The organism is Affinundibacterium flavidum (assembly GCF_014284175.1).
GTDB lineage: Bacteria > Pseudomonadota > Gammaproteobacteria > Burkholderiales > Burkholderiaceae_D > Undibacterium > Undibacterium flavidum.
Map to the genome: position 1 here is coordinate 73918 of NZ_JACOGA010000016.1, position 20750 is coordinate 94667.

Sequence of the window (20750 nt, forward strand, 5' to 3'; positions counted from 1 at the left end):
ATATCCGTTTTTTTGTGAATCTAAAAGATGATATTTTCATGGAGAAGTTTTGACGCACATAGTTGGCTGCGGCTGATTTAGAGTTAATGAAATATCACCTTAACATTTCATTATCTATTGGCATCGTCTGTATCCGATGAAGCGCACATTTCTGCGATTGAAATGTGCGTTTGGAGGGTTTGGTGGGAAAAAATAAGTCAACTAGTGCGTAGGCACATTGAAGACCTGTCTACGTCTCCCACGTTCTGCTAGTCACTGAGAAATGCCCGGTGTTTAGACCGCAGTACACGGGGTGTGCCCTTATTGTCTATTCCAGGCTTTTTGGCTACTTTTACTGATAAAAACACCGTCCACAAACGTGCTGATAGCGTTCATTCCCACCGATATCAATTTGTTCGCCAGCGGTCATGCGTTTGCCTTGGGCATCGACGCGAATATTCATCGTGGCTTTCTTGCCGCAGGTGCAGATGTTTTTTAGTTCTTCTATGGTGTCGGCCAGTGTCATCAGATAGCCCGAGCCGCGGAAAGGCTCACCCAGAAAATCGCTGCGCAAGCCGTAGCAAATCACCGGTATGCCCCTGACGTGTGCGAGTCGGTGCAATTGCTTGACTTGCTCAGGCGATAAAAACTGGGCTTCATCGACCAGAATGCAATTGACGGTGGGAGCATCGGTGAAAAAATCAAAGCCTGCATCAAAAGTTGCGGCTCCGCGTTGCGGACCAAGGCGCGATGTGATTTTGCCTGTGCCATAGCGATTGTCGATGGCAGCGGTGTATAAGCAAACGCTTTGTCCTTGTTCTTCGTAGTTATGAGCGACTTGCAGTAGTGCCGTAGATTTACCGGCGTTCATCGCCGAATATCGAAAATATAACTTTGCCAATTCTGTATTCCTGTCTTGTATTCGTGCTATTACTGACTATTAACTAAACGAGACCTCTGCCCAACCTACTGCGTACTGCGCGGCCGAATTTTGAATCTGCTATTTGCAAATGCGTCGCTGTGCTCTAGCACAGGTGCGCTTTTTGATTCAAACTTCGACCGCTCGCGACGGTTGTGCAGAGGTCTCTAAACTAATCATCGATGACTTGCTCAATCTGAATGCTATGCAAAGTTGTCATTTATCTGCTGATGTTTTTGCCGGACGTATTATACGGGGGCTTCGCGCTCTCGAAGTAAGGTCCGCGGGTAGAAGAATTCCACGGGGACTTAGTTTTTGCAACTCAATTGCAATCAAGGCATAATAGAGATCTTGGTATTCCCCATTTTTTGCCTAATGAACATCCCGATTTCGTCTTCGTCGCCGATGGTATCCGCGACCATGTTAGTGTTGGCTGAGGCCAAACTCAGGCAAGCACAAGTGCGGGTGACGCAGGCGCGCAAAGAGGTATTGAGTGTATTGCTGGCACAGCAAAGAGCTTTGTCACACACTGAAATGCAAGATGCTTTGCCCGCCATGGATAGAGTGACTTTGTATAGAGCGCTCGATTGTTTGGCTGATGCGGGGCTGGCGCATAAGATCACCGGGGACGACCGTGTATTTCGATTTAGTACCGGGCATGAACCTGCGCAGCTTGCAAGTAGTGTGGATAAGATCGCTCAACATCAGCATGGACATTTTCAATGTACGCGTTGTGCCAAGGTTTTTTGCTTAGAACAACCGGACGCCGGGCATACCTTGCGTGATCAGTTACAAGCCACATTGGATGCGACTGCTGCTAAAGGTTTTCAGAGCCATGCGATCGAAGTCACGATTAAAGGCTGGTGTGAACGTTGTCAGTAGCACTTCTACAAAATTTCTATTTACTTTTCACGACTGATTTCATCATGGCATTAATTCCCACCACGATTTTGACTGGCTTTCTTGGCGCAGGCAAAACCACTTTATTGAATCGTATTTTGCAAGAGCAGCACGGCTATAAAATCGCTGTGATCGAAAACGAATTCGGTCAGGAAAATATCGATAACGAGATCTTGGTTCAAGACAGCAATGAACAGATCATAGAAATGAATAATGGCTGCATTTGTTGCACGGTACGCGGCGATTTGATCATTGCCTTAAATACGCTGATGCAAAAAAAACTAGCGGGCGAATTTCATTTTGACCGGGTGATTATTGAAACTACTGGCTTAGCGAATCCTGGCCCGGTGGCACAGACTTTTTTTGTAGATGAAGAAGTCGGCTTGCATTACATGCTCGATGCCGTGGTGACGGTGGTCGATGCCAAACATGCGATGACGCAACTTGATGAACACGAAGAAGCACAGCGTCAGGTGGGATTTGCCGACAAAATTTTATTGTCGAAAGCCGACCTAGTCAGTGCAGAAGAAATCGCAGCATTGAAACAGCGCCTGATTAAGATTAATCCACGCGCATCCATCGCTGCGGTAGATTTTGGCAAAGTCGCGATTGCAGAAGTTTTGGATCTGAAAGGTTTTAATCTGAATGCTAAATTAGAACTTGATCCTGATTTTCTGGCGGCGGAAGAGCAGGCACATGTGCACGACCATGAGCATGGAGATTGTGATGAGCATTGTAGTCATGAACATCATGCACATCATGAGCATCATGAGCATGTAGATCATCATCATGCCCATCACAGCGATGATATTGCTGCATTTGTGTATAAAACGACAAAGCCATTCAATACCGAAAAATTAGATTATTTTCTAGGTGGATTGGTACAAGTTTATGGTCCGCGCATGCTCCGTTATAAGGGAGTGTTGTATATGGAACACGCCGACCGCAAAGTCATTTTCCAGGGAGTGCACCAGATTATGGGCACTGACATAGGAGGAAAATGGGCTGAAAATGAAATCAAAGAAAGCAAAATGGTCTTTATTGGTAAAAATTTACCGAAAGAGATTTTTATTCAAGGTTTAGAGCAATGTTTGGTATAAACTAGCGCCCTATTGAATTGAAACAGGTTAGGACTTACGCAAAACAGACGCTGGCGTCGTTGCGTTCGCCTTGCCGTACAATTGTACTGTCATCGGCTCCGTGCCCCCGATTTAAGCATTCGAGGGCAGGCTCTAGTCAGCGCAATTTTGCGCAAGTCCAAAGTTTTGACCAACTGTCTCAGTTGAATAGATTTGTATGCGGAACAAGCGCGCTATATACTTGTCCTTGAGGGGAAGTGTGGGAATGGCATTTCAATAAGAAGAGTGTTCAACCGCACTTGCGTATATTAACCTGTTGTATCGAAAGTAAGCGAAGTGGCAACTAAATCATCTAAATCAACTGCACCAGCTAGTGCACCTGCAGCTCTCCTCACCGAAGAAGAAATTTTGAAGATGGGTGAGAAGGACTATATGAATGACGCACAATTGGCGTTTTTCAAAGCCCGTCTGCAACAACTTGAAAAAGATTTGTTGAAGAATGCCGACGAAACGACTGAGCATTTGCGTGAAACCGTCTTGGTTCCAGATCCAGCAGATCGCGCGACCATTGAAGAAGAACATTCTTTAGAATTGCGCACCCGTGATCGTGAACGTAAGTTATTGCGCAAAGTGCAGCAATCGATTGCCGCGATTGATGCGGGTGATTACGGTTGGTGCGAGGAAACTGGTGAGCCTATTGGCGTGCCGCGTTTAATGGCGCGTCCAACGGCAACTTTGTCTTTAGAAGCACAGCAGCGTCGTGAACTAAAGCAAAAGCTGTACGGAGACTAATCAGGTTTTCGGCCATCGTCGTAGAAAAATGCGCAGACTTCTCTGCGCATTTTTTATGATGATAGCCTGCAACTTTGTTGCATTTGCGTGGTCAGAGTAATGGCAAGATCTTGGTTTTTATCAAATGCACATTACATATGCCGTGTGAATCATTGTTAAGAGTGCTCAAAAAGGTATTCAAAAAGGTATCCCATCAGCATGTCAAATTTGTCGTTTAACAATAGGCGCCTCAAAGCCATAGTTCTGTTATGGACTATGCTGGTTGTTCTATTGTCGGCGCAATGGCTGGGATTCGCACATAGGATGTCGCATATCACCACGATTTCTGGTGAAGTGATGACCTTGGCTTCCGATGGTGAAAATTACCTCGGCATACAAAAACTCAGCAATGCGAATGAATCGAGCATACATTCTTGTATTTTGTTTGACGCCGCCAGCATTGCAGACGGTTTACAACATAGCATCGCCTTAGAAGTTCCCGCCGTATTTACTGATTTGCCGTCGGTTCAAGTTAGTATTCTTCCTTGGTTTGCTTCTCTCAGCGTCTATTTTTTAAGTCGCGCCCCACCATTCTGAAAAACACCGCAGTCCACTGAAGCTCATCTCGGGTCACTGCCATTGCATTAATCTACGTCGCTATCGCGATGCTCTTTGCTATGTGTTTTTCAGGAATGAATCATGTCTTTACAACCTACTATTTTAGCCGCGGCTATTTGCGCCGCATTTGCGCCATGTGTTGCATCTGCTCAATCCGTGACACCTGCCCAGTCTTCCACCTCGACCGTAACGGTTTCCGCGAACCCCTTGGGAAAAGAAGAAAGTATGCAAATTCTTAGTCCGACAAAAATTTTGTCCGGATCTGAATTGCGCTCCAAAATTGGCAGCTCTTTGGGAGAGACTTTGGGTAGTGAACTTGGCGTTAGCGCCTCTGGTTTTGGTGCTGGTGCATCTCGTCCTATCATCCGTGGGCTGGAAGGTCCGCGCGTAAAGATTCTGCAAAACGGTATGACGGTGGCCGACGTTTCTGGCTTGTCGAATGATCATGCGGTGGCCAGTGAAACGGCGAGTTCTCAACAAATCGAAATTTTGCGTGGCCCGGCGGCTTTGTTATATGGCAGTGGCGCAATTGGTGGCTTGGTGAATGTGGTGGATGGACGGATTCCGTTGACCTTGAGCAAACAACTTAATGGTGAATTTGAAGTTAAATACGCAGGAGTAAATGCAGAAAAAGGCGGTTCATTCTTCCTTGATGGTTCGTTAAATGACATCGCCCTGCATTTAGACGGAAATAGTCGCAACACAGGGGATTACAAAATTCCTGGCAATGCGAATGTCCATGGTGATGGTGACATCAAAGGGCGCTTGCCGAATAGTTTTACACATGAACATAGCCTGGGTTTTGGTGCTAGTCTGATTCAATCATGGGGACACATTGGTGCTTCGGTGCAAAGTATGGCGGACCGTTATGGTATCCCGACCGAAGAAATGTCTTTCATCGATTTAGATCAAACTCGCTTTGATTTGGATGCTGCCGTCCAGCGCCCTTTCTTAGCTTTTGATGCGCTAACTTTCAAATTGGGCTCTACGGATTATCAGCACGTAGAAAAATTGCGCGACGGCACGCCTGCGACCAACTTTAAAAATCGCACCCTGGAAACTCGCACTGGTTTATCCCATAGCAATTGGCAAGGATGGGAAGGCAATATCGGCGTGCAAACTGAGAACTCTAATTTTTCTGCCTTAGCTGCTGCGACTGGTCGAGCAGATACTGTGCCGGTGACGCGTAGCGTATCGAATGCCGTATTTTTGGTAGAACAAAAGACTTTTGGTAGCGTGGCTTTGAGTGCTGGCGCACGGATAGAAAATGTACAGCGACAACCAAAAGCCTCTTTCAATTTACCAGAACGTAGTTTTAATCTGCATTCATTTTCGGTCGGCGGTTTAATTCCTGTGATCGATGGTTACGCTATCGTGACTAGTTTGTCGACCGCCGAGCGTGCGCCCACCACGGAAGAATTGTATTCGAAGGGGCCGCATGAATCGACCTTGACTTTTGATATTGGTAACCAGCATTTGCAGAGTGAAAAATCACGCAATCTGGAATTGAGCATGCAAAAAACCGTAGGCCTAGTACGTTGGAAGGTGAATGGCTTCATTAATCAAGTCGACAATTATGTGTTTGGTGAAATTGATGGATTGCGTGTGAATGAAGAGGGTGAGCACGATGTCACCGGCGAATTTACTCAACGCTATTGGAAACAAGCTGCGGCGACCATACGTGGTGGCGAAGCTGAGATTGCTTATAATCAAATTGGCGAAGGAATCTCTATCCGCGCTTTTGCAGATACTTCACATGGCACTTTAAAGCAGCGCGGCAATCTACCTTTGCAAGCCGCGAACCGTATCGGTCTCGATCTCGGTTACCGCAGCGGAGCGTGGCGTAATGCGGTGAGTGTATTGCATGCCCAAAAACAAGATCGATTGGCCAGCTCAGAAACTTTTGTCACGCCATCTTTCACTAAAGTAGACGTCAATATCACTTATACGCATCCGTACATGAATGCGCAATTGACTTGGTTTGCTCAAATCAAAAATTTGCTCAATCAAGATATTCGTTTAGCGACTTCCGTGCTAAAGGAAACCGTACCGCAACCGATGCGTGGTTTTATTTGTGGTGTCAGAGCGAATTTTTAAGTCAATTTGCGATGGATCTTTAATCTGTATTAAGTGGATAAACGCAAAATATTGTGAAATAGATTTGTTACCCATGATCTTTGCTAAACTGATCTGGGATGCTCAAATGAATATTTAATTGATTAAATGGAATCGATTTAGACACAATTGAGAGAATTTTCGCCGAAGAACCAAAAAATACTTGATGGCGACTAGTTGCTATCAAGTACTAATGCTAAAATTTTCCACTACGCGCGGAAATGATTCCTGTCTTTTATGAGCAAAATTATCAGATTTCCGTCTATACTTAGAATACAGATGAAAATCTAAATTCAAATATATTGAAGCAGTTGATTATTGTTTGACATTTTCAAAACTAAAGTTAGGTTGCCGTGGGGATTTTTAAGCTTTTCGGAAAGAAACCAGATCGAGAAGAGCCTAGTAGCTCTGAAAAGCCGGTTTCCAAGAAAACTCGAGTCAAGAAACAAAACACCGTCATTGGACAAGTCCAAGATGACGAGGCTTTGACACATTCTTTGACCGAGAAAAAGCATATTGCGCGCGCGACTGAAAGAAAGATTGATGCGATAGAATTTGAAATGTCCCGCGATATGGGACGACCAAAGTCCCTATCGTCGAAAATGAACACTGACGGCCCCTTGACCCGCACCGGCCCGAATCAATTTCATAGCGATTTTATCGCCACTGACTTCCAAAGTACGGTGGCATTAAATTTACCGACCACTGAGTTATTGCTGGGCCATACCGAGTTAAATCCCGCAACCATGGCGCAGACGGAATCTGTACCTTTGCTGGAAGAAGCTGCCATTCTTTTTGCTACTGGCCAGGTCAAGGTTGCCGAGCACATGTTGCGTAGTGCGATAGATCTGGATAATTTAGGCAATGCGGCAACTCTCGCTTGGTTCATGTTATTTGATCTCTACCAGATTGAAAAGAATCAATACGCATTTGAAAGCCTGTCCTTAGACTACGCCGGCAAATACGAAACTTCTCCACCAGTTTGGCATAATTCAGAAACGAATATTGATGCTCCTGAAAGCAAAGACGAAAGTGCGATTCCAGGTCTGGTCTTTCCTTCTAAGCTCGATGGTGAAATCATTAAGTTACTGCAAAAACTGAATAATCTCAGTGATAGCAGTAAAGTCTTAAAATTGGATTTTGGTCGTGTGAAAACGGTCGACCCGGTCGGTTGTGGTTTGCTCTTGCGCGCCATGCGTAATTTGAAAAAAACCAAACATGATTTGGTGTTGGTTGCGGCACAAAATCTCACCGAACAAATACGCTCAATACTCGAAGTTGGGCGACGCGATGAAACTGAAGCGCCGTGGTTATTGCTACTAGAAGTCTTGCAATTACTGCAGTTGAAAGAAGTATTTGAAGAGGCCAGTATCGACTATTGTGTGACCTTCGAAGTGTCGCCGCCAGCCTTCGAAGCGCCGACCAGTAAGGTGACAACCGCCGTTGCCGAAGCTATTCCTGCCGACGAGAATTCTGATCGTTTTATGATGCCGAAAACGATAGAAGGAAGTACGGAAGCACTGGTCAAACAAATTGCCGCACATGCTAAAAACCACGATCTGGTCATACTCGATTGCTCACAACTGGAGCGAGTTGAATTTGGCGCTTCGGCGCAGCTATTGAATGGTTTGGTGCCGATTTCAGGCACTAAAGGCAAGTCAGTACAATTTCATGAAGTGAATTATTTGGTGATGCATTTATTTAATGCCATGGGCTTAAAAAATGTTGCCGCTATCTTTCCGCGCAAGCAATCTTAAATCGCTTAACGACGCCAGTCTTGCAATTGGCGAAATACACCCCATTTTCTTTTTCTGAGCGCGTCTGCCTTACGCTGATAGCCGCTATCGCCTATGCTTTTGTATAGGCGGAAATTCAATGAGGACATTATGGAACAATTTCACGGCACCACGATTCTGACTGTACGCAGAGGTAATGTGGTGGCATTGGGTGGTGATGGTCAAGTCACTTTAGGCAATATCGTCATGAAGGGTACGGCACGTAAAGTGCGTAAGCTGTATCACAATAAGGTGTTGGCAGGATTTGCAGGTGGCACAGCGGATGCCTTTACCTTGATAGAGCGCTTTGAGTCTAAGTTAGAAAAGCATCAGGGGCATTTAATGCGTGCGTCGGTGGAGCTTGCAAAAGACTGGCGTACGGATCGTATGCTACGCCGCTTAGAAGCGATGCTATTGGTGGCGGATAAAGATACTACCTTGGTCATTACCGGAAACGGCGATGTATTAGAACCGAATGACGGCATCGGTGCGATTGGTTCCGGCGGTACTTTTGCGCAATCGGCCGCCATTGCACTTTATCAAAATACGGACTTGTCGCCTGTAGATATTGTAAAAAAATCGCTCACGATTGCTGGCGAACTCTGTATCTACACGAATCTGTCCCATACGATCGAAACCTTGGAATAAGCTAAATAGTGCTAAGCCTGCGCAGATGAATGCGCGGCCACTGTTAGTTTCGCTAAAGAGATGAAAAAATGAATATGACTCCTCAGGAAATTGTTTCCGAATTAGATAAACATGTCGTCGGTCAAGATAAAGCTAAGCGCGCAGTGGCGATTGCTTTGCGCAATCGCTGGCGTCGTCAGCAAGTGGCGGAGCCTTTACGTCACGAGATTACTCCCAAAAATATTTTGATGATAGGGCCAACTGGTGTTGGTAAGACCGAGATTGCACGTCGCCTGGCGAAGCTAGCTGATGCGCCGTTTATCAAAATAGAAGCGACTAAGTTTACCGAAGTCGGCTATGTCGGGCGTGATGTGGATACCATCATTCGTGATTTGGTTGATATTGGTATTAAGCAAACGCGCGAATCCGCCATGCGCAAAGTGCGTGCCCGTGCCGAAGATGCGGCGGAAGATAGAATCTTAGATGTCTTATTGCCACCAGCACGTGATTTTGGCATAGGTCAGGAAGCGAATACCGATAGTTCAAGTGCCGATAATGCGACGCGTCAGACTTTCAGAAAACGTCTGCGCGAAGGTGGTCTGGACGATAAAGAAATTGAGATTGATGTGGCTGAAGCCGCGCCACAGATGGAAATCATGGCACCGCCAGGCATGGAAGAAATGACGGATCAGATTAAGGCGATGTTTTCTGGTGTTGGTAGTGGCCGTAAGAAATCCCGTCGTCTGAAAATCAAAGATGCTCTGAAGTTGATGATAGACGAGGAAGCGGCCAAACTGATCAATGACGACGAGCTCAAGCAAGATGCGATTAAAAACGTCGAGCAAAACGGCATCGTTTTTTTAGATGAAATCGATAAGATTGCTTCCCGTTCTGAAGCTGGCGGTGCTGAAGTATCACGCGCTGGCGTGCAACGCGATTTATTACCGTTGGTAGAAGGTACAACTGTCAACACCAAGTTTGGTATGATCAAAACCGATCATATTTTGTTCATCGCGTCAGGGGCATTTCATTTTGCTAAGCCATCAGATTTGATTCCCGAGCTGCAAGGCCGCTTTCCGATTCGGGTGGAATTAGAATCGCTATCAATTGCAGATTTTGAATGTATCTTAACTAGTACTGACGCCTGCTTAACGCGTCAATACGAAGCCTTGCTGGCAACCGAAGGCGTTAAGATAGAGTTTCTGCCAGAAGGTGTACAGCGCCTCGCAGGGATCGCCTATTCCGTGAATGAAACCACAGAAAACATCGGTGCCCGTCGTCTGTACACGGTGATGGAAAAACTGTTGGAAGAAATCTCGTTTGATGCCCATCAAAACAGTGGTAAAACGGTCGTGATCGATGCAGCTTATGTGGAGCAACGTTTGCAAGCTTTATCGGTCAATGAAGACTTATCGCGTTACGTTTTGTAGTGCAGAATTATTGAAGATGGGAGAGCAGGGTGGCGAATAAGACTTTAGGCACGCGACAAAAACTCGTGTTTCGTCTTGACCCTGCGCAAGTGAAACCGCGTAACCCTGTTGCTGCACTAGCTAAGCGTGGTGGTGCTGGCAGCCATCAGAAAAACAGTGCAGCTTTGCGACAAGCACAGAAACAAGCATTAAAAAAATTGGCAATTGAAGGCGAAGGGGATTAAACTTCGTTCAGATATTGCCCAACCGCAATGCTATTTCAAAGACCGGAGTCTGACATGCCAGGCTGTAGAAAACGTAAATGTTTGAATAAGTTCAGAAAACCCTTGCGGCGTCGTGACCTTTTGACACGGATGTTGGTTGATCTCGGGATGACCTATGCAGAATCTTTTGGTGGTCTAAAAGCGATTGCTTTTCTGCGTGAGAAAAATGTACCCGAAATGGTAATCTCTCGGGTGATCGGTAACGACTATCCCTTATATTGATTCAAATTGATTCAACCTTGGCATTGCGCGACAGTAAGCGCTCTATCATGTCGGAGGTCGTCACATTGTCAAATAGCACACCAGCAACCGCATCGGTAATTGGCATTTCCACTTTCAGTTCATGCGCCAGAGCGCGTACAGCTTGAGCGCAGCGCACACCTTCCGCTACATGTCCTAATTCTTGGATGATCGTATCTAAAGATTTACCTTCGGCGAGCGCCAGACCTACTCTGCGGTTACGCGACAAATTTCCAGTGCAGGTTAAAATCAAATCACCAACGCCTGTGAGCCCCATTAAGGTTTCCAGTTTTCCACCTAGTGCGGTACAAAGCCGGCTGATTTCTGCCAGACCGCGAGTCATTAAGGCTGCGCGTGCATTCAGACCTAAGCCTAAGCCATCCGCGACACCGGTGGCAATTGCCAGTATGTTTTTGACCGCACCACCGACTTCGACCCCGATTACATCATCGCTGGAATAAATCCGCAAACTGGCACTATGTGCCGCATCTACTACCAATTGACAAAGCTCAGGCGATTGTGAGGCGATAGTAAGTGCACAGGGCAGGCCTTGCGCGACTTCTTGCGCAAACGAGGGGCCAGATAAGGCACCAGCGAGTACTTGCTCACCTAGCTCTTGTTTTACCACTTGATGTGGCAACAAACGCGTGGACTCTTCAAAGCCTTTGCACAACCATACAACTTGGCGCAATGGATAGACTTTGGCTTGCTGAAGAAGTGGACGTAAGCCAGAGACTGAACTGGCAATAATCAATAAACCATCATCGAGCGCATGGCGCATTGCTAAGTCGAAATCAGTGGTTGCCAGTAAGTTATCGGGTAAGGAGAAGCCAGGTAAGTAGTGTTGGTTTTCACGTGTATTCTGGGCATTGGTCATCGCCGCTTGATTGCGCCCCCATAGGACGACTTGATTTTTGCCTGCCAGCGAGATGGCTAAAGCTGTGCCCCAAGCACCAGCGCCGAGTACAGTAATTTTCATGATGAACCTGTTAGGTATTTAGCAAATAAATATTTAGCAAATAAGTGCTTAGCACAGCAGTCGCCAATTAAGCGTGAAGAAAAGCGATAGAGAACAACTCAGAGCAACTGAGAGCAATTTTCGCGAGGCGAGGCAATTTGCTTACAAACCCCACACCTCACTGGTGCGGACATATCCAGTTTGACCATCACGATGTCTGACTTTAACCCAAGAGCCAATCGCGGGTTCAGCCATTTCCAGCAGCACGTGTTTATCGGCGCTAAATACCATAGATGCTGATTCTTCAGCGGAGGAGCGAATTCTGGCAGTGCCAACTTTCACGATTAAGTTGCGTCGCGTGATGAGATCTTTGGCTTCTATCCAGCTTAAATCACCATTCATGTCACGCACGCGGCACCAAGCGCCGGAGGTCAAAATAATTTCGACAGGCATACCTGCTGGAGCCACATAGAGCTTGATTCCACGTACAGAGGGGGCGTCGTACATGATGACAGGCGCAGCGCCGACGGAGCGAAAATCTAAAGCGTGGGAAAGACTTGAGACTGAGCTTAATCCCAATAAAACTAGTGTAGAAAGCTTGGAGATAAGACGCATTACCAAATCCTGTAATCTTGGGAGAAAGATCTAAAAAGAAAACCCCATTATCCTTGTGCAGGATAATGGGTTGGTAATGCTATTAGTGCGTAGTTGCTGCTGCGTCTGCAGTAGCAGCTTCTGCTGCCAACTTAGCTTGTTCAGCCATGTTAGCCATACGTTGTTGGTAGAACGCTTCGAAGTTGATTTCTGTCAAATGAATCGGTGGGAAACCAGCGCGGGAAATCGCATCCGCTACGTTAGAACGCAGGTACGGATAGATGATATTTGGGCAACCGATGCCTAACAATGGATCCATTTGTTCTTGTGGAATATTGCGTGCTTCGAAAATACCAGCTTGTTTAGCTTCAACCAAGAAAGCAACTTTGTCTTTAACTTTTGCTGTTACTGTCACTGTTACTGTGGACTCAACGATGCCTTCAGCCAATGGCTCAGCAGCTACGTCTAATGTCACTTCGATACTTGGAGCTTCTTGTTCCAAGAAAATCGCTGGAGAGTTTGGTTGTTCGAGCGATAAATCTTTCAGATAGACGCGTTGAATTTGGAAAATTGGCTGCAAATTTTGGTCGGACATGTGAGACTTTCTTAAAATTCTATAAATTAATCAGGAACAACTAGCTGCTTACATAAGGACGAATAGCGGATATTCAAGTCCTATTCTGCTTTGTTCTATCAGTGCCGCAAATTGTTCACACAAATAATTCTTACAAATAAATTATGCTGACAAACTAAGGCGACGAAACAGAATCAGCCTTCTATTGTAGCAAGCGGAATTGAAAAACCGCAATCAAAGCCGCTTGTGCACTGCGTTTTATGTTGGATTTAATAGAGAATCGAGCTTGCCAGCACGATCTAATGCCGATAAATCATCAAAACCACCCACATGTGTTTCCCCTATGTAAATTTGAGGAACAGTACGACGTCCGGTTTTTTGCATCATCGCTTCACGCACCGCAGGATCAAGATCAACTCTGACTTTTTCAATGTCTGCTACACCTTTGGATTTCAACAGGCGCTCAGCCATCACGCAATACGGACAAACTGCTGTGCTATACATTACTACATGGGCAACCATGACAACTCCTTGCTAAATCTTACTCAATTTTACTTAACTGTAGGCAAGCCTTGTGACTGCCAAGCCGCAACGCCACCATCTAAACTAAATGCCTGCTCAAATCCGGCTTTGTTCAATACGGCGACTGCACTGCTAGAGCGTACGCCGCTGGCGCAAACAGTAATCACTACATTGCTTTTGGATTTTTCGATTTCTTTAATTCTTGATTCCAGTTCTTTTAACGGAATATTTTTGGCATTTGGCAAATGACCAGTGGCGAATTCTTCGGCGCTACGGACGTCAAGCACCAAAGTCTTGCCTTGATTCATATATTGTGTCGCTTGCAATTGCGAGACTCGTGCGCCGCGTCTTTGCAGGCTAGGGAGTAATAAGGCACCGCCAGAAATGATGGCAATGGATAGCAAAAACAGATTGTCGCTAATGAAATTCACAGTTTTCCCGTGTTAAGAATGGTTATAAGTGGTTAAAGACAAGCGCCTCATTATAAAATAGATGGGGAAATTAGTTTTAAATTGTCTTAAATCTGAATTTAATCCAGATCAAGTCTAGTTTTAGAACCGCAGTACCTTCCTTTCTGTTCTTCTCCAATCACCGTAAATAAACAAATATCATGTATAAAATTGTATTGATGCGCCATGGCGAATCCACTTGGAATCTCGATAATCGTTTTACTGGCTGGACCGATGTCGATCTGACTGAAAAAGGCGTTGCCGAAGCGCGTCAAGCGGGACAATTGCTGAAAGAAGCAGGTTTTACTTTTGATTTAGCCTACACCTCGGTATTAAAGCGCGCGATTCGTACCTTGTGGGGCACGCTAGATGAGATGGATTTGATGTGGTTGCCAGTAGAACATGATTGGCGTTTGAATGAACGCCACTACGGTGCCTTGCAAGGTTTGAATAAGGCTGAAACAGCCGCTAAATATGGCGATGAGCAGGTATTAGTGTGGCGCCGTAGCTATGACACACCGCCGAATCCTTTGGCGGAAGATGATGAGCGTACCTCTTTCAACGATCCACGTTACGCTGGTTTAAAGCGTGAACAGATTCCTTTAACAGAATGTTTGAAAGATACCGTTGCACGTGTTGTGCCCGCTTGGGATGACTCTATCGCACCAGCCATCCGTTCTGGTAAACGCATCATCGTTTCTGCTCATGGCAATAGTCTGCGCGCTTTGATCAAAATGCTCGATGGTATCAGCGATGACGATATCGTGAATCTGAATATTCCAAATGGTCAGCCTTTGGTGTATGAATTAGATGCGGATTTGAAGCCGATCAAGAGCTACTACCTCGGTGACCAAGATGCAATTGCAGCTGCTTTAGCCGCCGTTGCAAGCCAAGGCAAGTCGAAGTAAGGCAATGTTATTTGCTCCTTTGAATTCTCTTTTGTCGCAAGTGAGCTCAACCGGCAAACCGACTTTATCGCATCAGGTAAAAGCGGTTTGCTTGCTGTGTGCATTTAGCTTGTTCAGTCATCTCGCGCAAGCCCAAAGTAATCGCGCCAAAGAAAAGAAACGGGCTGAAGCCAGTCGTGTTGAGTTGCAACAAAAACTCAAAGCACTGAAAAAAGACATTAGCAAAACTGAGTCTGCAAAAGAAAAAGCCAGCGATGCATTGGAAGATTCTGAGCAAGCAATTTCTGAAGCAAATCGTTCGATTCGCGATTTGCAAATTGAGCAGCAACAGGCCAATGAAAAATTGAATCAGCTGATAGCCGAGCAAGCGCGTTTGACGGCTCAGGTTGAGCAGCAAAAAAAACAATTATCTGATTTTTTGCGTCGCCAATATATGCATGGTGATAGTGACCGGATTAAATTGCTGCTATCTGGAGACAATCCCAATCGCATCAACCGCGAAATGCATTACATGAGTTATGTGTCGCAAACGCAAGCCAAGATGATCACGGCTTTGCGCACTAGCCTCGATGAAATAGAAAAAAATAAGCAAGCCGCACAAGAAACTAAAGACGAGTTAGATGAAATTGCGCAAGAAGAGCGCGCTCATAAACAAGGTTTAGAAAAAGAAAAAAAACGACACGCGGCTTTGTTATCGCAACTCGCGACTAAGTTGCATACGCAGAAAAAAGAAGCTGAAAATTTGCAAAAAGATGAACAGCGTTTGAGCAATTTAGTCACACGCTTGAATAAATTAATGGAAGAGCAAGTCAAAGCGGAACAGGCGCGCTTGGCACTATTAGATAAACAACGTAAAGAAAAATTGGCGCAAGAAAAAGCCTTGCGTGAAAAAAACCAGGTCGCGACGCAAGGCAAAAATACTGGTAAGCCAGTGAAAGACGTAGAAGAGACCAAAGAAAGCAAGGGCATGAGCGTAGAGCAAACGCCAGTGCCGGGCATGTTTGACGGTCAAGAATTTAATCGTTTGAAGGGACAGTTACGCTTGCCAGTCAAAGGTGAATTGATCGCGCGTTTTGGTACTAAGCGTGGTGATGGCCCTAGCTGGAAAGGCTTATTTATCAAAGCCGGTGAAGGCGCAGAAGTCAAAGCGATTGCTGCTGGAAAGGTCGTATTTGCAGAATGGTTGCGCGGCTTTGGGAATATGATCATTCTTGATCACGGTGGCCAATATTTAAGCCTTTATAGCAATACGCAAGCGGTCTTAAAGCATGCGGGTGATATTGTGAAGGCCGGCGATACGATTGCGAATGCGGGCAACAGCGGCGGGAACGAAGAAACGGGTCTATACTTTGAAATGCGTTATAAAGGTCAAGTGTTTGATCCTATGAGTTGGGTGCGTAAATAAGCAATTGATGTGTTTGCATGTTAAATTTTTGTGCAGTTAATTTTGGTACGGTGAACGCCGGTTTGGAATTATGGGTAGTAAATTAAAAAATTTAGGCTTAATCAGTTTTGGTGTAGTGGCCGGTGTTGCAGCCTCGCTGCAATATTCTGCCCTCGCACAAAAAATCAATGCACTGCCCTTGCCGCTGGAAAAACTCAGTGAGTTCTCTGAAGTGTTTGGCATGATTAAGTCGGAATATGTTGAGCCGGTAGAAGATGAAAAACTCTTAGATGAAGCCATCAATGGCATGGTGAATGCACTTGATCCACACTCGGCCTACTTAGACAAAAAATCTTTCAAAGAATTACGCGAAGGCACAGAAGGTAAGTTCGTAGGTTTGGGCATCGAAGTCGGAATGGAAGATGGCTATGTCAAAGTGGTTTCCCCGATTGAAGATTCGCCAGCTTCTCGCGCTGGCATACAGCCTAGTGATTTGATTACTCGCATTGACGGTGTACCGATTAAAGGTTTGAGTATTGATGACGCCGTTAAAAAAATGCGTGGCGAGCCGAATTCTAAAATTACTTTGACGATCGCACGCAAGACCGAAGATAAGCCCATCGTTGTAACTTTGACGCGTGAATTGATTAAGCAACACAGCGTCAAAGGAAAGCTCGTCGAGCCTGGCTATGCGTGGATCAGAATCTCGCAATTTCAAGAACCAACCTTGGACGACATGGTGAAAAAGATCAGCGCACTGTATACGCAGGATCCGGGTTTGAAAGGTTTGGTACTCGATTTGCGCAATGATCCGGGCGGTGTATTGCCGGGGGCAATTGGTGTCTCGGCGGCGTTCTTGCCTAAGGATGTGGCGGTCGTTTCAACCAATGGTCAGGTAGAAGATTCTAAACGCACGTATTTTGCGAAAAAAGAATTTTATGCCGAGCGCGGCGTCGGCGATCCACTTGCGAAATTGCCAGCAGCAATCAAAAATATTCCTATGGTGGTATTGATCAATACCGGATCGGCATCGGCTTCTGAAATCGTCGCCGGTGCTCTGCAAGATTATCGTCGCGCGACCATCATCGGTACGCAAAGTTATGGCAAGGGCTCCGTCCAGACTGTGCATCAGATTACTGATGATACAGCGATCAAATTGACCACGGCACGTTATTACACGCCTTTAGGGCGGGCGATTCAGGCCAAAGGTATACAGCCGGATTTACGCGTAGAAGAAACGGCGAATGGCGATGGATTTAATGCCTTGCGCTCGCGTGAAGCGGATCTGGTAAAACATTTGAGTAATGATCGGGAAGCAGAACCTGAAACTGCAATTGTCGATGAATTGGAAGAAGAAAAGCGTTTGATTGAATTGGCGAAGAAGAGCGCACCTTTGGAGTTTGGTAGCAAAGACGATTTCCAATTAAAGCAAGCGCTGAATCATTTGAAGGGTTTGCCTGTCAAGGTTACGCCTTTGAAAACTGCCAGTCTGGAGCCAGTCAATGCCGCACCGCCAGCTGTCAAAAATAAGGGTGGTCACAGTAAGAAATGATGGTGGTGCCAAATCCCATTCAACTTCGAAGCTCCATAGATACATAAATACATAAGTAAAGCGTTGATGTAACATCAGCCTTTCGTATTCCCTGGCAAACTATGAACGATAATCAATTGTTGCGTTACTCGCGACACATTTTGCTGGATCAGATAGGCATAGAAGGCCAGCAAAAAATTCTGGCCGCACATGCCTTAATCATTGGTGCTGGTGGCCTCGGTTCTCCTGCTGCACTCTATCTAGCCAGCGCCGGAATCGGCAAGCTCACCATTGTCGATGACGATGAAGTTGACCTCACCAATTTGCAGCGTCAGATTTTGCATACGACTGAGCGCGTAGGTAAAGATAAAGTTGACTCGGCAAAAATTTGCTTGCAACAAATCAATCCTGAAGTGGAAGTCATCGCGCTTAAAGAAAGACTGCAAGGGCAGCGTTTGCAAGAATTGGTGCGCAGTGCGAGTGTTGTCCTTGATTGCAGCGACAATTTCAAAACTCGTCACGCGGTGAATGCTGCGTGCGTAGAATTTTCTGTGCCTTTGGTATCGGGTGCGGCGATTTCTTTTGATGGACAATTGAGCGTATTCGATACGCGTCACAGTGATGCACCATGCTATGCCTGCTTGTTCCCACCCGATCAGGATGTGGAAGAAGTGCGTTGTTCGACGATGGGCGTGTTTTCTCCCCTAGTCGGTATTATCGGTACCATGCAAGCGGCCGAAGCACTCAAGCTGGTGATGAATTTGGGACTATCGGTGAGCGGACGCTTATTATTGCTCGACGCTATGCAAATGGAATGGACCAGCATAGGGGTGAGTAAAAATCATGAATGCGCAGTGTGTGGTGCTAAGTAGGTTCAGACATCAGCGTTGGCAATACTAGTGTCGCCTTCAAAACTCCACGCAAGGCATTGCATACCAAGATCTCATCGGCTTGTTGCAGATCATTGAGTGTCAATGATTTTTCTATCGCCTGTAGTTGCGCATCTTCCAGTAACACGCTGCGCATAATTCCGGGTAATACGCCATCATTTAATGGTGGTGTGTACCAATTTCCCCTTATTTTGACAAATACATTGCTGCGTCCACCTTCGGTGATCTTGCCGGCGGTATTGCAAAACAGACTGTCGAAGCCGCCATGTTTTTCTGCGTCTTGCCAGGCTTGGTCATACTGTGCGCGATGCGTACTTTTATGCGCTAAAAAGACTGGCGCGGTTGTGCATGTTTCTGCACTTATGAAAATACGAACGGGCTGTTCTAGTGGGCGTAATTCAGCATGTTGTATGGCGATATCGCCATTCGACTTGAGCGACAATTTGAGTCGGTATTCTTTGCCGACAGCGAAATGTTGCTGATAATTCTGTAGCTCCAGGAGGATGCGTTCGGGTTCACATTTGAATTCGAAAAAAGCCGCCGATGCTTGTAAGCGGGCCAGATGGCGTTCGAGGTGGCGATATCCAATGTCGTGCTTCGTATACATGGTTTCGAACAATTCAAAATCCGGTTGCATTCCCGTCAGAAATTTTGCTTTCAACTGACACTCGGCAAATTCTTCATCGGGCTGGCTATCATAGACGATGCCCGCACCTACGCCCATCACACCCACTCTGCAAGCATTAGCATCGGGCGCTTGTAAAGTGAGTGTGCGTATCGGCACCGATAAACAAAAATCGGCCACGCTTTGTGGCGTTGCCGGTGGATCGAACCAGCCAATCGCGCCGGTATAAATGCCGCGATCTTCGGTTTCAATTTCACGAATGATTTCCATAGTGCGATGCTTGGGCGCACCGGTAATCGAGCCGCAAGGAAATAGCGCTGACATTACGGCATCTAAACGCAAGTCGCTGCGTAACTGTGCGGTGATAGTCGAGGTCATTTGTAATACGCTGGTAAAGCTTTGTACTTCAAATAATGCTGGGACTTTAACGGTTCCGGTTTGCGCGATGCGGCCTAAATCATTGCGTAATAAATCGACGATCATTAAATTTTCAGCGCGATTTTTGGGATCGTGGCTGAGTTGCTGTGCGCGTTGTTGATCCTGAACCGCATCACCACTGGCAGCCGCGGTACCTTTCATCGGTTTTGCTAATAATTGCCCGGCTTGATGACGGATAAATAATTCTGGAGACAAGGATAAAATCGCACGACCATCGGGTAGGCTGATGAAGGCGGCAAACGGCACTGGCTGACGCTTGCGTAAAGCCCGATACAAAGCGAGCGCGGTACCGTAGGTCGAAAAATGCAGACGATATGTGTAATTAACTTGATAGGTATCACCGGCGGCAATATAGGCGCGGATCTGATTGATCGCTTGTGTGAATTCGGCTTGATCCACATTCGCTCGCAATTGCCGGATACCTGCGACTTCGTTAGTGCATGCTTGTGTCAACCGCTCTGCGACTTGTTGCCGACTCCAATGTTGGCAATCACGAAATACCAATAACTGCGAGATGGTTTGATTCGTTTCAGCTTGCTCACGCGCCGTAATGGCATGCAATTGTGCGCCACTTTCGTAACTCAAAACAGCAAGAACGTAGTAGCCATTTGATAAAGCTTGCTCGGCCTGCTGCCACATGGCTGGCCAAGTTTCGGCTGAACTGCTGCTCAATGTGTCGATCAGATCGGAATAAAATCGCGATTGTGCAACATCGCTCTGTGCATCGTCTAAGAGCGCGAAGCATAGGTTTGCCGAGTCTGGATTGGAAAGAAGAAGAGAGGAAGCGGACACAATATATACCTGATGAGAATCGGCCTTAGTTTACCCTTAGATTGCTTTTCTTGCAGTACGCTTGTGCTTCTCAACAAGCTGCCTAGGGTTTCATCTCCAGTGACAATTTGTAAAAAACCGTGAAACTTGACATAAATTAAAGAGGCGCATAGAGAAACGGGCGCGAAGTTTGTAACCAAAAAGCTTGAGCCGCGTTAGTGGCAGAGAGGCGCCAAAAACGTGCAATAACGGTGTAATAATCGCGTTATAATGCGCGGACAAAGCGGCTCAGCAATTGGTTAGGATGCAGTGTGTACTGTTTTTATAAACATGACAAAGCTTCTCCTCGCCAGCAAAAATTTGTTTTGGGCTGTCCTGTTCATTCGCTCA

At 46.1% G+C, this 20750-nt stretch carries 22 protein-coding genes; 14 read left to right on the forward strand and 8 right to left on the reverse strand.

The window, feature by feature from the left end; all coding sequences use genetic code 11:
* Positions 1–331: 331 nt before the first annotated feature.
* A complete protein-coding gene (locus H8K55_RS16515) occupies positions 332–880 on the reverse strand; it encodes a thymidine kinase (protein ID WP_186943164.1) in 549 nt (182 codons plus the stop codon).
* A gap of 393 nt (positions 881–1273) precedes the next feature.
* Between H8K55_RS16515 and H8K55_RS16520 the strand changes: the two genes are divergently transcribed.
* From H8K55_RS16520 to H8K55_RS16545, 6 genes are all read left to right on the forward strand, one after another.
* Positions 1274–1780, forward strand: a complete 507-nt coding sequence (locus H8K55_RS16520; RefSeq protein WP_186943165.1) for a Fur family transcriptional regulator — start codon at positions 1274–1276, stop codon at positions 1778–1780.
* Positions 1781–1824: 44 nt separating this feature from the next.
* Complete coding sequence (locus H8K55_RS16525) at positions 1825–2898, forward strand: CobW family GTP-binding protein (RefSeq protein ID WP_186943166.1); 1074 nt, start codon at positions 1825–1827, stop codon at positions 2896–2898.
* Positions 2899–3213: 315 nt separating this feature from the next.
* Positions 3214–3669, forward strand: a complete 456-nt coding sequence (dksA, locus tag H8K55_RS16530) for an RNA polymerase-binding protein DksA (protein ID WP_186943167.1) — start codon at positions 3214–3216, stop codon at positions 3667–3669.
* A gap of 255 nt (positions 3670–3924) precedes the next feature.
* Positions 3925–4245, forward strand: a complete 321-nt coding sequence (locus tag H8K55_RS16535) for a hypothetical protein (protein WP_186943168.1) — start codon at positions 3925–3927, stop codon at positions 4243–4245.
* Between the two features lie 102 nt (positions 4246–4347).
* Entirely contained in the window at positions 4348–6363 is a 2016-nt protein-coding gene (locus H8K55_RS16540; protein WP_186943169.1) for a TonB-dependent receptor, read from the forward strand.
* 578 nt (positions 6364–6941) lie between these two features.
* On the forward strand, positions 6942–8138 hold the full coding sequence (locus H8K55_RS16545) for an STAS domain-containing protein (RefSeq protein ID WP_186943170.1): 1197 nt from the start codon (positions 6942–6944) through the stop codon (positions 8136–8138).
* 5 nt (positions 8139–8143) lie between these two features.
* Here the strand turns inward: H8K55_RS16545 and H8K55_RS22080 are convergent, their stop codons facing one another.
* Positions 8144–8266 (reverse strand): hypothetical protein, encoded by a 123-nt coding sequence (locus H8K55_RS22080; RefSeq protein WP_268978015.1) that lies wholly within the window; start codon positions 8264–8266, stop codon positions 8144–8146.
* A gap of 1 nt (position 8267) precedes the next feature.
* Between H8K55_RS22080 and hslV the strand changes: the two genes are divergently transcribed.
* The 4 genes from hslV to H8K55_RS16565 all read left to right on the forward strand — a co-directional run bounded on the left by hslV (position 8268) and on the right by H8K55_RS16565 (position 10698).
* Positions 8268–8804, forward strand: a complete 537-nt coding sequence (gene hslV / locus H8K55_RS16550) for an ATP-dependent protease subunit HslV (protein WP_186943171.1) — start codon at positions 8268–8270, stop codon at positions 8802–8804.
* 68 nt (positions 8805–8872) lie between these two features.
* Positions 8873–10213: an ATP-dependent protease ATPase subunit HslU gene (hslU, locus tag H8K55_RS16555; protein WP_186943172.1), complete on the forward strand. Its 1341-nt coding sequence runs from the start codon at positions 8873–8875 to the stop codon at positions 10211–10213.
* Between the two features lie 29 nt (positions 10214–10242).
* A complete protein-coding gene (locus H8K55_RS16560; RefSeq protein ID WP_186943173.1) occupies positions 10243–10437 on the forward strand; it encodes a hypothetical protein in 195 nt (64 codons plus the stop codon).
* 54 nt (positions 10438–10491) lie between these two features.
* Entirely contained in the window at positions 10492–10698 is a 207-nt protein-coding gene (locus tag H8K55_RS16565; protein WP_186943174.1) for a hypothetical protein, read from the forward strand.
* A 1-nt stretch (position 10699) separates the two neighbouring features.
* On the opposite strand, the gene H8K55_RS16570 is transcribed toward H8K55_RS16565, so the two are convergent.
* From H8K55_RS16570 to H8K55_RS16590, 5 genes are all read right to left on the reverse strand, one after another.
* The gene (locus H8K55_RS16570) at positions 10700–11695 is read right to left on the reverse strand and encodes an NAD(P)H-dependent glycerol-3-phosphate dehydrogenase (RefSeq protein ID WP_186943175.1); all 996 of its coding nucleotides are present in this window, start codon (positions 11693–11695) and stop codon (positions 10700–10702) included.
* A 141-nt stretch (positions 11696–11836) separates the two neighbouring features.
* Positions 11837–12289, reverse strand: coding sequence for an SH3 domain-containing protein (locus H8K55_RS16575; protein WP_186943176.1), 453 nt, complete (start codon positions 12287–12289; stop codon positions 11837–11839).
* An 82-nt stretch (positions 12290–12371) separates the two neighbouring features.
* Positions 12372–12863 (reverse strand): protein-export chaperone SecB, encoded by a 492-nt coding sequence (secB, locus tag H8K55_RS16580; protein ID WP_186943177.1) that lies wholly within the window; start codon positions 12861–12863, stop codon positions 12372–12374.
* 237 nt (positions 12864–13100) lie between these two features.
* Positions 13101–13364, reverse strand: coding sequence for a glutaredoxin 3 (grxC, locus tag H8K55_RS16585; protein ID WP_186943178.1), 264 nt, complete (start codon positions 13362–13364; stop codon positions 13101–13103).
* Between the two features lie 29 nt (positions 13365–13393).
* Complete coding sequence (locus H8K55_RS16590; protein WP_186943179.1) at positions 13394–13795, reverse strand: rhodanese-like domain-containing protein; 402 nt, start codon at positions 13793–13795, stop codon at positions 13394–13396.
* A gap of 179 nt (positions 13796–13974) precedes the next feature.
* On the opposite strand from H8K55_RS16590, the gene gpmA reads away from it, so the two are divergent.
* From gpmA to H8K55_RS16610, 4 genes are all read left to right on the forward strand, one after another.
* A complete protein-coding gene (gpmA, locus tag H8K55_RS16595) occupies positions 13975–14721 on the forward strand; it encodes a 2,3-diphosphoglycerate-dependent phosphoglycerate mutase (protein ID WP_186943180.1) in 747 nt (248 codons plus the stop codon).
* Between the two features lie 4 nt (positions 14722–14725).
* Positions 14726–16126, forward strand: coding sequence for a murein hydrolase activator EnvC family protein (locus H8K55_RS16600; protein WP_186943181.1), 1401 nt, complete (start codon positions 14726–14728; stop codon positions 16124–16126).
* Between the two features lie 70 nt (positions 16127–16196).
* Entirely contained in the window at positions 16197–17657 is a 1461-nt protein-coding gene (locus H8K55_RS16605) for a S41 family peptidase (protein ID WP_186943182.1), read from the forward strand.
* A 101-nt stretch (positions 17658–17758) separates the two neighbouring features.
* A complete protein-coding gene (locus tag H8K55_RS16610; RefSeq protein ID WP_186943183.1) occupies positions 17759–18508 on the forward strand; it encodes a HesA/MoeB/ThiF family protein in 750 nt (249 codons plus the stop codon).
* Here H8K55_RS16610 and pabB read toward each other — a convergent pair.
* Positions 18501–20381, reverse strand: coding sequence for an aminodeoxychorismate synthase component I (gene pabB, locus H8K55_RS16615; RefSeq protein ID WP_186943184.1), 1881 nt, complete (start codon positions 20379–20381; stop codon positions 18501–18503). The genes H8K55_RS16610 and pabB overlap by 8 nt on opposite strands.
* Between the last annotated feature and the right edge of the window lie 369 nt (positions 20382–20750).

Excerpts from the sequence above, each read along its gene's own strand:
- H8K55_RS16600 (WP_186943181.1), top strand. The coding sequence starts at position 14,726 with ATGTTATTTGCTCCTTTGAATTCTCTTTTGTCGCAAGTGAGCTCAACC.
- H8K55_RS16570 (WP_186943175.1), bottom strand. The coding sequence starts at position 11,695 with ATGAAAATTACTGTACTCGGCGCTGGTGCTTGGGGCACAGCTTTAGCC.
- gpmA (WP_186943180.1), top strand. The coding sequence starts at position 13,975 with ATGTATAAAATTGTATTGATGCGCCATGGCGAATCCACTTGGAATCTC.
- grxC (WP_186943178.1), bottom strand. The coding sequence starts at position 13,364 with ATGGTTGCCCATGTAGTAATGTATAGCACAGCAGTTTGTCCGTATTGC.
- H8K55_RS16540 (WP_186943169.1), top strand. The coding sequence starts at position 4,348 with ATGTCTTTACAACCTACTATTTTAGCCGCGGCTATTTGCGCCGCATTT.
- H8K55_RS16525 (WP_186943166.1), top strand. The coding sequence starts at position 1,825 with ATGGCATTAATTCCCACCACGATTTTGACTGGCTTTCTTGGCGCAGGC.
- H8K55_RS16520 (WP_186943165.1), top strand. The coding sequence starts at position 1,274 with ATGAACATCCCGATTTCGTCTTCGTCGCCGATGGTATCCGCGACCATG.
- H8K55_RS16545 (WP_186943170.1), top strand. The coding sequence starts at position 6,942 with ATGTCCCGCGATATGGGACGACCAAAGTCCCTATCGTCGAAAATGAAC.
- H8K55_RS16565 (WP_186943174.1), top strand. The coding sequence starts at position 10,492 with ATGCCAGGCTGTAGAAAACGTAAATGTTTGAATAAGTTCAGAAAACCC.
- H8K55_RS16610 (WP_186943183.1), top strand. The coding sequence starts at position 17,759 with ATGAACGATAATCAATTGTTGCGTTACTCGCGACACATTTTGCTGGAT.
- H8K55_RS22080 (WP_268978015.1), bottom strand. The coding sequence starts at position 8,266 with ATGTCCTCATTGAATTTCCGCCTATACAAAAGCATAGGCGATAGCGGC.
- H8K55_RS16575 (WP_186943176.1), bottom strand. The coding sequence starts at position 12,289 with ATGCGTCTTATCTCCAAGCTTTCTACACTAGTTTTATTGGGATTAAGC.
- H8K55_RS16535 (WP_186943168.1), top strand. The coding sequence starts at position 3,925 with ATGCTGGTTGTTCTATTGTCGGCGCAATGGCTGGGATTCGCACATAGG.
- hslU (WP_186943172.1), top strand. The coding sequence starts at position 8,873 with ATGAATATGACTCCTCAGGAAATTGTTTCCGAATTAGATAAACATGTC.
- H8K55_RS16605 (WP_186943182.1), top strand. The coding sequence starts at position 16,197 with ATGGGTAGTAAATTAAAAAATTTAGGCTTAATCAGTTTTGGTGTAGTG.
- hslV (WP_186943171.1), top strand. The coding sequence starts at position 8,268 with ATGGAACAATTTCACGGCACCACGATTCTGACTGTACGCAGAGGTAAT.
- secB (WP_186943177.1), bottom strand. The coding sequence starts at position 12,863 with ATGTCCGACCAAAATTTGCAGCCAATTTTCCAAATTCAACGCGTCTAT.